This window comes from Streptomyces sp. G7(2002), from assembly GCF_028870195.1.
GTDB classification, from domain to species: domain Bacteria; phylum Actinomycetota; class Actinomycetes; order Streptomycetales; family Streptomycetaceae; genus Streptomyces; species Streptomyces nigrescens.
Map to the genome: position 1 here is coordinate 4,071,799 of NZ_CP102609.1, position 12,881 is coordinate 4,084,679.

General features: G+C 69.3%; 9 protein-coding genes and 1 tRNA gene. 6 read left to right on the forward strand and 4 right to left on the reverse strand.

Annotation, left to right across the window (positions count from 1 at the left end):
* The first annotated feature begins 59 nt into the window (after positions 1-59).
* Positions 60-1,013 carry a hypothetical protein gene (locus NUT86_RS16825; RefSeq protein WP_159488052.1) on the forward strand — a complete coding sequence of 318 codons (954 nt, stop codon included), beginning with the start codon at positions 60-62 and terminating at the stop codon, positions 1,011-1,013.
* Between the two features lie 26 nt (positions 1,014-1,039).
* Here the strand turns inward: NUT86_RS16825 and NUT86_RS16830 are convergent, their stop codons facing one another.
* Positions 1,040-1,399, reverse strand: a complete 360-nt coding sequence (locus NUT86_RS16830; RefSeq protein ID WP_274736086.1) for a hypothetical protein — start codon at positions 1,397-1,399, stop codon at positions 1,040-1,042.
* Positions 1,400-1,497: 98 nt separating this feature from the next.
* On the opposite strand from NUT86_RS16830, the gene NUT86_RS16835 reads away from it, so the two are divergent.
* Positions 1,498-1,725, forward strand: a complete 228-nt coding sequence (locus NUT86_RS16835; RefSeq protein WP_018093122.1) for a DUF4287 domain-containing protein — start codon at positions 1,498-1,500, stop codon at positions 1,723-1,725.
* A gap of 144 nt (positions 1,726-1,869) precedes the next feature.
* Here the strand turns inward: NUT86_RS16835 and NUT86_RS16840 are convergent, their stop codons facing one another.
* A complete protein-coding gene (locus tag NUT86_RS16840) occupies positions 1,870-2,757 on the reverse strand; it encodes a Bax inhibitor-1/YccA family protein (protein ID WP_018093121.1) in 888 nt (295 codons plus the stop codon).
* A 660-nt stretch (positions 2,758-3,417) separates the two neighbouring features.
* Between NUT86_RS16840 and NUT86_RS16845 the strand changes: the two genes are divergently transcribed.
* Together NUT86_RS16845 and NUT86_RS16850 are read left to right on the forward strand one after the other, a co-directional pair.
* Positions 3,418-6,264 (forward strand): bifunctional glycosyltransferase/CDP-glycerol:glycerophosphate glycerophosphotransferase, encoded by a 2,847-nt coding sequence (locus NUT86_RS16845; protein ID WP_159489358.1) that lies wholly within the window; start codon positions 3,418-3,420, stop codon positions 6,262-6,264.
* Positions 6,264-7,433: a glycosyltransferase gene (locus tag NUT86_RS16850; RefSeq protein WP_159488050.1), complete on the forward strand. Its 1,170-nt coding sequence runs from the start codon at positions 6,264-6,266 to the stop codon at positions 7,431-7,433. The genes NUT86_RS16845 and NUT86_RS16850 overlap by 1 nt, the downstream gene beginning before the upstream one ends.
* A gap of 88 nt (positions 7,434-7,521) precedes the next feature.
* Here NUT86_RS16850 and NUT86_RS16855 read toward each other — a convergent pair.
* Positions 7,522-7,603: transfer RNA gene (locus tag NUT86_RS16855), tRNA-Leu, on the reverse strand.
* 473 nt (positions 7,604-8,076) lie between these two features.
* Here NUT86_RS16855 and NUT86_RS16860 point away from each other — a divergent pair.
* Together NUT86_RS16860 and NUT86_RS16865 are read left to right on the forward strand one after the other, a co-directional pair.
* The gene (locus NUT86_RS16860; protein ID WP_026170262.1) at positions 8,077-8,859 is read left to right on the forward strand and encodes an ABC transporter ATP-binding protein; all 783 of its coding nucleotides are present in this window, start codon (positions 8,077-8,079) and stop codon (positions 8,857-8,859) included.
* 48 nt (positions 8,860-8,907) lie between these two features.
* On the forward strand, positions 8,908-11,424 hold the full coding sequence (locus tag NUT86_RS16865; RefSeq protein WP_159488049.1) for an ABC transporter permease: 2,517 nt from the start codon (positions 8,908-8,910) through the stop codon (positions 11,422-11,424).
* 47 nt (positions 11,425-11,471) lie between these two features.
* On the opposite strand, the gene NUT86_RS16870 is transcribed toward NUT86_RS16865, so the two are convergent.
* On the reverse strand, positions 11,472-12,779 hold the full coding sequence (locus NUT86_RS16870; RefSeq protein WP_274736091.1) for an SAM-dependent methyltransferase: 1,308 nt from the start codon (positions 12,777-12,779) through the stop codon (positions 11,472-11,474).
* Between the last annotated feature and the right edge of the window lie 102 nt (positions 12,780-12,881).

The window sequence follows — 12,881 nt, forward strand, 5'->3', positions numbered from 1 at the left end:
CGAACCATTGAGGGGGGCGCGCCTCGCGCATGCGGGGCCGAGCGAAGCGAGGATTCGGCATGAGCGTCACCACCCTCTTCCTGCTGACGGCCGCGGCCACCGCCGTGGCGCTGGGCGCCGCCGCCCTGCGCACCGCCCGCGGCCTGCGCCACCAGATCGCCGAGCTGCACGCCGAGCTCCTCGCCGCCCGTCAGGACACCCCGGCCGACGCCACGGCGGCGCACCCGGCCACCGCGGCCATCCCGGCCGCCCGCACCGTCCCGGCCGCCGAGACCCCGCTGGCGGACATACGCGCCGCCGTCGCGGACGCCCTGGCCGAGGAGCGGGAGCGCGAACTGGCCGAGGCCCGCGCCTTCTGGGCCGCGCAGGAGGCCCGGGATGCCGCCGACGCCCCGTCCCTGCTCGGCGGACTCGTCGGCCTCGGTGACGAGGGCCTGCTGGACCAGCGCGAGCTGTCCGAGCGCCCGGAGTCCGACCGGCTCGACACCCAGCCGTTCCTGCCCCGCCAGGCGGATCTGGGCGGCCTGGAGCCGCTGCTGGGCCCGGACGCACTGGAGGCGATGGAGTCCCTGGAGTCCATGGAGGCGCTGGAAGCCCTGGACGCGCCGGAGTTGGAGCCGGTCGAGGAGACCGAGTCCGCCGAGCTGGCCGCCGCGCGCCGGCGCCACCCCTCGCACCCGGACTTCTCCCCGTCCCCGGCGATCAGTGATCATGAGCGCACCGTGGCGCGTCTGGAGGAACTGGCGCAGGACGCCACCCCGCTCGCGGACGTCCGCCCCGGCCCGCTGGGCACCCTGGACGTCTATGTCTTCGCCGACGGCACCACGCTCTGCCTGACCCCCGGGCAGCGCGAGACCGCGGAGCGCGTGGCCGGCGCACTGCACGCGGGGCGCACCCCCGTCCTGCTGGGCGGCTCCGGTATCTCCGGGGCGTACGCGCTGACCTTCTCCTGGGGCGAGACCCGCGAGGAGAGCGTCTACATCCTCGCGGACCGCGTCATCGCCTCACTCTGACCGCGGCGCGGCGGGCCCGGCACCCTTCAGCAGCGGTCCGCCACCGCCCGAACGCCTCGTACGGCCTCCGCCAGTTCGTCGGCGGGGGCCACTTTCGCGTCAGAGTCCGCCGTCCCGTCGGCCATCCGCGCCGCCGCGGCCCGCAGCGCCTCGACAAGGTCATGGCCGGCCACCGCCAGCTGGTCGCCGACCGCGAACGTCCCGGCGTCCGGCAGCTCGTACGGGGGCTCTCCCGGCCGCTCGATCAGCTGCGCCCGGGTCGCCAACTGCCGCGCCAGTGCGAGCCCTTCGGCCGCTACGCCGCGGTCGAGCCGACTCTGGGGCAGCGCGCGGAGGCGGTCGGCGAGGGCGTCCACGGCGGTCTGCAAGGGGGTCACGTCAAGCACGCCGTGAGCCTATGCGCCACTCCCGGGTGGTTGCCAACGCCCGAACGCTCAGGCACGGTGGGCTGAAGAACCAGCATCGACCGCGTCCGGAGGCGCCGATGTCTCAGCTCTTCTCCGAAGAGACCCACCGGAACATGCTCTCCCGTATCCCGCAGTGCACCGGCCGGGAAATCTCCGACTGGCTGCGCGCCGTTGACGAGGGCCCCGCCCTCTTCCGTTTCGATGAGAAAGTCAGCTGGCTCCGCGGCGAGCACAACCTCGCCTACGGCCACGCCAAGGCCATCGTCCACGAATACGACCTCAGGCGCGCCGCGCGCAAGTTCTGATCCACGGCGCCGGGCTCGGCAGCCGGTCCGGATCGGAACACTCACCTCATCCGACACCACTCACGCCGAAGGGCCCGCGGGCAGTTCGCCCGCGGGCCCTTCGACGGTGGTGCCCGGCACACGAGGCGCCCGGCACCGGGGGGGTCAGTCGCCCCGGAGGATCGAGATCAGCCGCAGCATCTCCATGTAGATCCACACCAGGGTCAGCGTCAGACCGAACGCCGCCAGCCAGGACTCCTCACGCGGAGCGCCGTAGGCGATGCCGTCCTCGACCTGCTTGAAGTCCAGCGCCAGGAAGAGCGCGCCGAGGACCACGCCGACGATGCCGAAGACGATGCCCAGACCGCCGCTGCGGAAGCCGAGGCCCTCACCGCCGCCGAACACCATGAACAGCACATTGACCAGTGACAGCAGGACGAAGCCCATTGCCGCGATCATCACGAAGCGGGTGAAGCGGGCGGTGACCCGCACGATCCGCGTCTTGTAGGCGACCAGCATGGCGACGAACACCGCCATCGTGCCCAGCACCGCCTGCATGGGGGCGCCGTTCATCTTCGGCAGGTCGTTGATGAAGCCGCTCAGCGCGCCGAGGAAGAGGCCCTCGAGCGCCGCGTACGCCAGGATCAGCGCGGGCGACGGCTTCCGCTTGAAGGACTGGACCAGCGCCAGCACCATCGCGACCAGACCGGCCCCGATGGCGAAGCCGAGGCTCTGGGTCAGGAACAGCCAGCCGACGGTGGCACCCGCGATGACCGTGCCCAGCGTCATGCCCGTACGCGCGACGACATCGTCCATCGTCATCGGGCGGGTCTGCGGCGTGTACTGCGGCGGTGCCTGGGTGACGTCCTGCTGGCCCTGGGCGTACGGGTTGGTCGCGTCCTGCGCGTAGGGGTTGCCGCCCTGCGCGTAAGGGTTCGCTCCGGCGTACGGGTTCGCGGCGGGGCCCCCGGCCTGCGGCGGCGCGTTGAAGCCCGCGTAGCCGGTGTCGCGGCTGAACCCCCGTCGTGAGAAGACCGGGTTGCTGCTCCTCATCTCACTCCTCCATGGCCGCCCTGCGCGGCCTTGACGGCAAGCGTAATGGCTTGGCAAAGGCGCGTCGCTAGTTCTTGAGCAGGATCTTTCCCTGAACCCGGGACGGCACATCCGCCATGAGGAGGACGTACGGGACGCCGGAGACGTGCCCGGAGCGGGGACGGGACCGCGTTGCGCCGCCGACCCGCCCTTCCGTTGCCACACCGTCCCGCCGCCCGGTCCCGGGCATTTTGGGTATTCGATCTCTTGGCACCGTCTTGCCGCCTTCTTGCCGCCCTCTTGTCATCGTCCGTTGTCGTCGTCCGTGGTCGACGGGCGGTGCCGTCGTACTCGAACCGGGATTTTCCTTCTGCTCCGCCCGGGGCTCCTTCCCGCTGCCGCCCGGACGGAATCCGATAAATGTCTGATCGCAACGGACGTCACCGGACGCGGCAGGCAACCGATTCGCGGGAGGGTCCGTCTTCCCTGCCGGCCGGAGCTTGCCCTGGTGGGTGGATCTGCAGGGCTGACGCATGGTCAAGATCCGAACCCCGGAGTGCCCCATCTCGATGCTCCCGTGGCTCACCGTCCGTAGCGCTATGGGCGCGATCGGTTGTAATCCGAGGGTACAGATAGGGCTATTCTGGCGGGAAACAGCAGCGAAAGAGGGTTGAGGTGCCTGTGCCTGACGTCTCAGTAGTCGTCATCGTCTACAACGACGCCGACCGGTTGCCGACCGCGGTCCAGTCCGTGCTGGATCAAACGCTCCGGGACGTCGAGGTGGTGATCGTCGACGACTGCAGCACCGACCGTTCTTTCGAAGTGGCGCAGCGGCTCGCGGCCGACCACCCCGGGCGGGTCAGAGCCTTCCAGCTGCCGGAGAACAGCGGTGCGGGAGGCGAGCCGCGGAACGTCGGCATCCAGCACACCGAGGGCCGCTACGTCATGTTCCTGGACAGCGATGACGTCCTGGAAATCAATGCGTGCCGCAATATGCTGGAAGCCGCCGAGGAATCCGGATCGGATATCGTTTCCGGTCTGTGCGTCCGGCTGCACAAGGACACCCGCAACCAGAAGCGCGACGAGTGGTACTCCTGGCTGTATTCCACGACCCGCACTCTGGAATCCGTCACGGAATTGCCGGACCTGTTCGTCTGGGACACCCTGTCCACCAACAAGTGCTATCGCCGCGATTTCCTCATCGAGAACAATCTCCGATTCCCCAAGGGGATGTTCTACGAGGACCTGATGTTTATCGCCGATGCCTATCTCGCGGCGGAGCGCATCACCCTGATCCCCAATCAGGTCTATTTCTGGCACGTATATGAACGGGCCGCCGTGAAGTCGGTGACGAACCGGCGCCACGAAATGACCAACTATACGCACCGGCTGGAGATCCACCGCCGCATCGACGCATTGCTGGCGGAGCGCGGGCTGGACGAGCTGAAGCTCGCCAAGGACGTGAAATTCCTCAAGCACGATCTGGTGCTGCATCTGCGGGACCTGCCGTTCCGCGACGATTCCTATCGCCAGGAGTTCTCCGAACTCTCCCGGGAATATCTCGAAAGCATCGCCCCCGAGGCGTACGACCGGGTCCAGCCGATACAGGCCATCTGCGCCTACCTGCTCCAGCAGGGTGACTGGGACAACCTGATCCCGGCGGTCGACACCCTCATCAACCGCGACAAGGTCTCCTCACCGCTCGCCGAGCACGACGGCCGGATCTACTGGTGCGACGGCCATTTCGACGATCCGTTCGGGCGCGAGCTGCTGGACGTGACCGACATCGGCTACCACGAGAAGCCGGTCAACCAGCTGTTCCTGCGCAATCAGCTCACCGGCTTCCGCTCGTCCGGCAGGACGGTCTCGCTGGCCGGCCGCATCACCAATCCGCTCGGCGTCGTCCCGCCCGGCGCCCGCCTCAAGGGCGAGCTGGAGTTCAGTGCCCGCCGGCGCAGTCTGCAGTCCTTCCGCTTCCCGGTGCACGAGCTGCGCCACGACGGCGACACCCTCCACTGGGAGGCCGCCGCGGACCTCACCGCGAAGCTGCGCCCGCTGGGCATCGTCGACACCATCTGGGACGTACGGCTGCGCCTGGATGTGGACGGGGTGCGCACCACGACCCGGCTCACCGTCGCCGACACCGGCCTGTCCGAGCCGCTGCCGGTGCGCCCGCGGCTGACGCGGATGGTCGCCGACCATCTCGAACCGCATGTCTCGGCCAAGGGCCATCTGGCGTTCCGCCTGGTCAGCGAGGGCCACAGCGCCGAGCGCGTACAGGAGCTGATCACCCGCGGAGTGCGCGGCAAGCCGGGGACGCTGGCCAAGACCGGCTACCGCAAGGCGAAGGCGCTGCGCAAGAAGGTCACCTCCGGCGACAACAAACTCCGCGCCTACCACGAGGTGTTCTGCCGGCTGCCGGTCAAGAAGCGCACGGTGGTCTTCGAAAGCCACCTGGGCAAGCAGTACAGCGACAGTCCCCGCGCCCTCTACGAGGAGATGCGCCGGCAGGGCCTGGACTTCGAGGCGATCTGGTCGTACTCCGGGTCCCCGAAGGACTTCCCGAAGGACGTCACCCTCGTACGGCGCTGGTCGCTGCCCTACCTCAAGGCGCTGGCGCAGGCGGAGTTCTGGGTGGACAACCAGAGCTACCCGCTCAAGCTCACCAAGCGCCCGGAGACCACCTACCTCCAGACCTGGCACGGCTCGGCGCTGAAGAACATGGGCTTCGACCAGCCGGCGCTGAAGGCGCAGACCCGGCAGCAGCAGGCGGAACAGCAGCGTTCGCTGGACCGCTTCGACCGTTTCCTGGTCCGCTCCGAGCACGATGTGCGCACTCTGGCCAAGGCTTTCCGGCTCCAGGAGAAGACGCTGCTGCGGGTGGGCTACCCGCGCAATGACGCGCTGGTGCGCGCCCGGCAGCGGGAGGCCGAGCGCGGAGTGCGTGAACGCGGGCCGCTTGCCGCGGAGTTGGGCATTCCCGAGGACCGGACCGTGCTGCTTTACGCACCGACGTTCCGCAAGGCGGGCGGCCGGCACGGGCGCTTCGAATTGCCCTTCGACGTGGAGCGTTTCGCCGATCAGTTCGGCGACCGCTATGTCCTCCTGGTGCGTTCGCACTACCTCAATCATGTGGTGCTGCCACCGACCGTGCAGGGCCGGGTCATCGACGTATCGGCGCGCCACGATGTGACGCCCCTGCTGGAGCTGGCCGACGGGCTGATCACCGACTATTCGTCAGTGATGTTCGACTATGCGCTGCTCGACCGTCCGCTGGTGTTCTTCACCTACGACTACGACGCGTATGTGCACGAGGGCCGCGGCACCTACTTCGATCTGCTGGAGCATGCACCGGGCCCGGTGGTCCGTAACGAGGACGATTTCCACGAGACGATCAAGTCGTTCGAGTCGCAGACGCTGGAATACGCACAGCGCCGCAAGGAATTCGTCGCCAAGTTCGGCGAATACGACCGGGGCGACGCCGCCCGGAGCATCGTCGATCAGTTTTTTGCGCAGTGGAGCCGTTGATGACCAAGTCGAACGCAGCCGAGCCGCGGGACATCTTCTTCGTGTCCAACAGCGTCAACGAGCTGGGTGGCATCACCAGTTGGTCGCACCAGATGGCGCGGCTGTTCAGCGAGCGGGGCCACCGGGTGCACCTCGTCGGCGTGGTGCCGCCTCCCGAGGGGCGGGTCCAGGAGCTGGCCCCCGACGCGCCGTTCGGGACCACCACGCTGTACGCCGAACACCCGCCGTCCATCGCCCCCGTGCGCGGCCTCAAGGACAAGCTCAACCTCGTCGAGCAGCGCCGCCGGGCGGCCCGGGAGGCCGGGATGCGCGAGCAGGCGGCCAAGTTGAGCGCACTGTTCCGGGCGGCGAAGCCGGGCGGTGTGGTGATCGTCACTCAGGTATGGGCCATGGAGTGGGTCGCGCTGGCCGACACCGCGGGTCTGACGGTGATCGGTATGAGCCATGAATCCTTCGACACCTGCCGCAAGTCCTCCCGGTTCGCCCGGGTCAAGCGGTTTTACCGGGACGTCGACCGGATGCTGACGCTCACCCGGGAGGACGCGGACCGCTGGATCCGGCAGCGGATGGACAACGTCGGCTTCATGCCGAACCCGCTGCCCTTCTTCCCCGAGGTGCCCTCGGACCGCTCCCGCTCCTACGTGGCCAGCATCGGCCGGCTGCACGAAGAGAAGGGCGTGGACCTGCTGTTGGAGGCCTGGGCCAAGGTCTCCCCGCGGCACCCCGACTGGACGCTGCGGGTCTACGGCTCCGGCGAGGAAGAGGAGGCGCTGCGCAAGCAGGCCGCTGAGCTGGGCATCACCGCCACGGTCGCGTGGATGGGCCGGACCTCTGATGTGCCCGGCGCGCTGCGGGAGAGCGCGGTATTCGCGCTCAGTTCGCGCGGTGAGGGCTTCCCGCTGGCGCCCATGGAGGCGATGGCGACCGCTGTGCCGTGTGTGGCGTTCGATGTGGCGCCGGGCGTCCACGAGATCATCACCGACGGCGTGGACGGATTCCTCGCCCCGCCGGGCAATATCACCGAATTCGCCCGGCATCTCGACGCCCTGATGTCCGACAAGGAGCTCCGGGACACGATGGGCGAAGCGGCCCGGGAGAACATCCAGCGGTTCTCCACGGAGGAGATTGTCGGCCGCTGGGAGAGCTTGTTCGCGCTCGTGGAGCGCTGAGCCGGCAACTCACAATGCGAGAAGGGCCGCCGGCTTTCCCGGCGGCCCTTCTCGTTGAAAATTCAGTTAAGCTCCGCTGTGTGCGGAGTGCCCGGAGCCGGACTTGAACCGGCACGGCCCGTAGGCCAGCGAGGTTTAAGCTCGCCGTGTCTGCATTCCACCATCCGGGCCTGGGATCCCCCATGCCACCTCAAAGAGGGCAGCACGAGCGTAGCCCGCAGCGCACGACGCAGATCGGCCGCTCTTCCCGAGGTTGTCTTATTTTATTGGCAACTGAGTGAGCATCAGCGCCCGGTACAGGCCTTCGGCACATGCCTGAAGCCCTCCTTCGCCGGGAAGCCCCCCGGCGCATTTTCATGCCCGAATTGACGGAAACTCGACGCCTCGTCAGCGTGACCCTCACCCCCGCCGGGCCGCCCTTCCGGCCGCCGCCGACGCGGCAACAGGATCTGGAGCCGTCTCCTCCGCAGGGATGACACACACGCCCCCGCTACGCCCCAGGGGTGGTCCAGGACGGTCACAGGGGTTGACGTCCTCGCCCCGTGCCCTGACCCACGATGGAGAGGTCCGCCTTCCGTTCGCCGCCCGCATCCCCGGGGTCGCGGCGGAACTGATGGCCCTCGTACGACAGGAGCACCCTCCCGTGACCACCAACCACTCCGGCGTCGCCACCGCCACCCGCACCACCGCGGCGGCCGCCCGCGCCACGGACCTCACCAAGGTCTACGGACAGGGCGAGACCCAGGTGGTCGCCCTGGACGCGGTCTCCGTCGAGTTCCGGCAGGCCCAGTTCACCGCGATCATGGGCCCCTCGGGATCCGGCAAGTCGACGCTGATGCACTGCATGGCCGGACTGGACTCGATCTCCGGCGGCTCCGCCCGGATCGGCGACATCGAGCTGACCGGGCTGAAGGACAAGAAGCTCACCCAACTCCGGCGCGACAAGATCGGTTTCATCTTCCAGGCGTTCAACCTGCTGCCGACCCTGACCGCCCTGGAGAACATCACCCTGCCCATGGACATCGCGGGCCGTAAGCCCGACCGCGCCTGGCTGGACCGCGTGGTGAAGACCGTGGGCCTGGCCGACCGCCTCAAGCACCGCCCCAGCCAGCTCTCCGGCGGCCAGCAGCAGCGCGTCGCGGTCGCCCGCGCGCTCGCCTCCCGGCCCGAGATCATCTTCGCCGACGAGCCCACCGGCAACCTGGACTCGCGCTCCGGCGCCGAGGTCCTCGGCTTTCTGCGCAACTCCGTGCGCGAACTGGGCCAGACCGTGGTGATGGTGACCCACGACCCGGTCGCCGCCTCCTACGCGGACCGCGTGGTCTTCCTCGCCGACGGCCGGATCGTCGACGACATGGCCGGCCCGACCGCCGACACGGTGCTGGAGCGCATGAAGGGCTTCGACGCCAAGGCCCGCACGAGCTGATCAACAGCAGCCGCCCCGTACGACCTGACCTCTCCCCCAGGACCCCTCATGTTCAAAACCGCCTTGCGCAACGTGCTTGCGCACAAGGCCCGGCTGCTGATGACCGTCCTCGCCGTGATGCTCGGCGTGGCCTTCGTCTCCGGCACCCTGGTCTTCACCGAGACCGTCTCCCAGGCATCCCAGGCCCAGTCCCGCCAGGACCTCCGTGACGTCGACGTGGCTCTCCACGCGCCGTCCGGCAACGGCTCCGGGGCGCCCGTCATCGACCAGAAGCTGCTCGACAAGTCCGCCCGGGTACCCGGCGCGGCCTCCGCCACCGGCCTCATCTCCGGCTTCACCGGCATCGCCGACAAGAACGGCGCGCTGATCGGCAACCCCAACTCCAGCAACGGCGGCAACTACTTCCCCGGCGCCGACGGCAAGGACGCCCGCTACCCGATGCGCGACGGCGCGGCCCCGCACGGCCCGCACGAGTTCGCACTGGACGCCAGCACAGCGGACAAGGCCGGCTACAAAGTCGGCGACACCGTACGGCTGTCCGCCAACGGACCGGTCCACGAGCAGAAGCTGACCGGCATCTTCACCACCGACGACGGTGGGGTCGCGGCCGGCGGCAGCCTCGCCCTGTTCGACACCCCGACCGCCCAGAAGCTGCTGGGTGCCCCCGGCGGGTTCCAGCAGATCCGGATCAAGGCCGACCCGGGCACCTCCCAGACCGCCCTGAAGTCCGCGGTCGAGTCCGCGCTGCCCAAGGGCAGCGTCGAGGCCACCACCGGCAAGCAACTCGCCGACGACCTCGGCAAGATGAACGCCAAGCGGGCCAGCGACATGCAGACCTACCTGCTGGTCTTCGCCGGTATCGCGCTCTTCGTCGGCATCTTCCTGATCGCCAACACCTTCACCATGCTGGTCGCCCAGCGCACCAGGGAACTGGCGCTGCTGCGCGCGGTCGGCGCCAGCCGCCGCCAGGTCACCCGCTCGGTGCTGACCGAGGCATTCGTCGTCGGCGCGATCGCCTCCGTCGTCGGCTTTGCCGCCGGCATCGGCGTCGGCGCCGGGCTGCGCGCCCTGATGGGCAGCATGAGCGGCAACGTTCCCGAAGGCCCCCTGGTGGTGCCCATGTCGGCCGTGCTGACCTCGCTGCTTGTCGGCACCCTCGTCACCGTCCTGGCCGCCTGGCTGCCGGGCCGGCGCGCCTCGAAGATCCCGCCGATCGCCGCGATGAACAGCGTGCATGCCACCGCCACCACCAAATCGCTGGTGCTGCGCAACACCATCGGTGCGCTCTTCGCCGGCGCCGGTGTCGCCGTGGTGCTCTACGGCACCGGCGGATCCGCCGGCAAGAACGTCAACCTGGTACTGGCAGGCGGTGCGACGCTGCTGATGATCGGCGTGTTCGTCCTGACGCCGCTGCTGTCCCGCCCGCTGATCGCACTGGCAGCGCCCGTCCTGCGGATCTTCGGGGTCGCCGGCACCCTCGCCCGGCAGAACTCGGTCCGCAATCCGCGCCGTACGGCGGCCACCGCCTCCGCGCTGATGGTCGGACTGACCCTGATCACCGGCCTGACGGTGGTCGCGACCAGTGTGCAGACCGCCATCGAGAAGCAGGCCGTCGCCTCGCTCAAGTCCGACTACGTGGTCTCCATGGCCGGCCCCGTGCCGCTCTCCCCCGACGTGGCGAAGAAGCTCCGCACCCTGGACGAGGTCACCGCCGTCAGCCCGCTGCGCCAGTCCTTCGCGGACCACACGATGCTGACCGGCGTCACCGGCAAGGACTTCGACAAGGTCGCCCGGCTCGACTTCACCCAGGGCTCACTGGGCACGATCCAGGGAAACCAGGTGGTCGTGGACAGCAAAACCGCCGAGGAGAAGGGGCTGCACCCCGGCTCCCGCTTCCCGGTGACCTTCGCGGACGGCAAGAAGAGCACGCTCACCGTCTCGGGTGTCTACGAGGGCAACGACCTCATCAACGGCGTCATCCTGGACAACGCCACACTGGCCCCGCATGAGAAGACGGCCGACGATTCACGGGTGCTGGTGAAGACCAAGGACGGCGCCACCGATGCCACCAAGGACGCGCTGATCACGGCGCTCGGCAAGAACCCGGCGCTCTCCGTCGCCGACAAGCAGGAGGTCACCGAAGCGATCGCCGGCATGGTCTCCCTGATGCTGAACATGCTGTACGCACTGCTCGCCATGGCCGTGATCGTCGCGGTGCTCGGCGTCATCAACACCCTGGCGATGTCGGTCTTCGAACGCTCGCAGGAGATCGGCATGCTGCGCGCCATCGGACTGGACCGCCCCGGTATCAAGCGGATGGTGCGGCTGGAGTCCCTGGTGATCTCGCTCTTCGGCGGGGTGCTCGGCATCGGCCTGGGCGTCTTCTTCGGCTGGGCGGCCGGTCCGTTGATCAGCAGCGACATGCCGACGTACGCGCTGGTGCTGCCCTGGGGACGGCTCGGCCTCTTCTTCGCGGCGGCGGCGCTGATCGGCGTACTGGCGGCCCTGTGGCCGGCCCGCCGGGCGGCGCGGCTGAACATGCTGACCGCCATCAAGGCGGAGTAGCACGCGGTGGGTGCGCCGGGCCCGGACGGGTCCGGCGCACCGCCGTGTCAGCCGGTCCAGGTCCGCTCCCGCAGCGACACCCCGGATGCCCCGCCCTCCGGTGTCCGGACCGCCAGCACCTGGTTGACTCCTATCCGGTTGCGCTCGAAGGACAGCGCCGACGCGGCCATGTAGAGCCGCCACACCCGGGCCCGGCCCGCGGAGGTCAGGCGCGCCGCCTCGTCCCAGTGGCGCTCCAGATTGGTGACCCAGCTCCGCAGCGTCAGCGCGTAGTGCTCCCGGATCGCCTCCACGTCCCGCACCTCGAACCCGGCGTCCTCCAGCTGGCCGACGGTCCGGCCGATCGGCGCCAGCTCACCGTCCGGGAAGACATACCGGTCGATGAACTCATCGACGTGGTACGCCTCCTCGTCCGCGAGCGGCCGCCGGGCGATCTGGTGGTTGAGCAGCCGCCCGCCGGGCTTCAGGAGGGAGTAGAGGGCGTCGGCGTACTCCGCGTACTGCGTCCGGCCGACATGCTCGGCCATCCCGATCGAGGAGATCGCGTCGAACGGCTCGTCCTTGATCTCGCGGTAGTCCTGCACCCGGATCTCGATCCGGTCGGCGAGCCCGGCCTCGGCGATGCGCTTGCGGGCGAAGGTGGCCTGCTCCTCGGAGAGGGTGATGCCGACCGCCCGTACGCCGTACTCGCGGGCGGCGTGCAGCACCATCGAGCCCCAGCCGCAGCCCACGTCGAGCAGCCGCCGGCCCTCCTGGAGGCCGAGCTTGCGGCAGATCAGGTCGAGCTTGTCGCGCTGGGCGTCCTCCAGGGTGGCCTCGGGGCTCTCCCAGTAGGCGCAGGAGTAGACCATGGACGGGCCGAGCACCAGGGCGTAGAAGTCGTTGCCGACGTCGTAGTGGTGGCTGATGGCTTCCTTGTCGCGGCGCAGGGTGTGCAGCGGACCGCGGCGGCGTCTGACCTCTTCCGCGGGCGGGGTCGGCGGGACCGGGGCGCCGGCCAGACTCAGCAGTTCCCGGGCGGCGGCGCGGATCTCCGGGCGGGCCAGGGCGCGGAGCACGGCGGCGCGCTGCGGCTTGGGGGCGTCGTCGCGCTCCCAGATCAGCCCCGCGAGCTGGTCGAGCGCTTCGTAGAGATCGCCCTCGATGTCGAGGTCGCCGGCGACCCAGGCGCGGGCCAGGCCGAGTTCGCCCGGCTTGAACAGCAGCCGGCGCAGCGCCCGGCGATGGCGGATGACGAGTGTGGGTGCCCCCGGCGGGCCGGACTCGCTGCGGTCCCAGGCGCGGATGCGCACCGGAAGCGGTGCTCCCAGCACCTCCTCGGCGAGCTTGGTGAGCCGTCCAGCGGCGTCGGCCATGTCGCACACCTCCGTGTTGACGAGTCGGGCAAAGAAGCTTCACCCACCACGTAAACGCCAATGGGGCGCCCAGTTAGTCCCGTTCACACGTAAGAGAACCGC